The sequence below is a fragment of the Neosynechococcus sphagnicola sy1 genome, assembly GCF_000775285.1.
In the GTDB taxonomy this organism is placed as follows: domain Bacteria; phylum Cyanobacteriota; class Cyanobacteriia; order Neosynechococcales; family Neosynechococcaceae; genus Neosynechococcus; species Neosynechococcus sphagnicola.
On record NZ_JJML01000117.1, the window covers coordinates 1 to 361 of the forward strand.

1 protein-coding gene is annotated in these 361 nt (G+C 60.7%); it reads right to left on the minus strand.

Translation table 11 applies throughout. The annotated features are described in order from the left end of the window. Positions 1-361, minus strand: a 361-nt coding sequence (locus DO97_RS20365; RefSeq protein WP_156120706.1) for an AAA family ATPase, incomplete at both ends; no start/stop codon positions are given.

The window sequence follows — 361 nt, forward strand, 5'->3', positions numbered from 1 at the left end:
CACGTTCAGGATCTGTTCGCGGCCCCGAATGTCGGGCAGCGTCACGTACACCTGCCGATCGAAACGACCGGGGCGCAGCAGAGCCGCATCCAGGATATCTGGACGGTTGGTGGCAGCCACCACGATCACGCCCAGATTGGTTTCAAAGCCGTCCATCTCAACCAGCATCTGGTTCAGCGTCTGCTCGCGTTCATCATTGCCACCGCCCAGGCCGGCGCCACGCTGGCGGCCCACGGCGTCGATTTCATCGATGAAGATGATGCAAGGGGCATTCTTCTTGGCGTTGTCGAACATGTCGCGCACACGGGCGGCACCCACGCCAACGAACATTTCCACAAAGTCCGAACCCGAGATGCTGAAG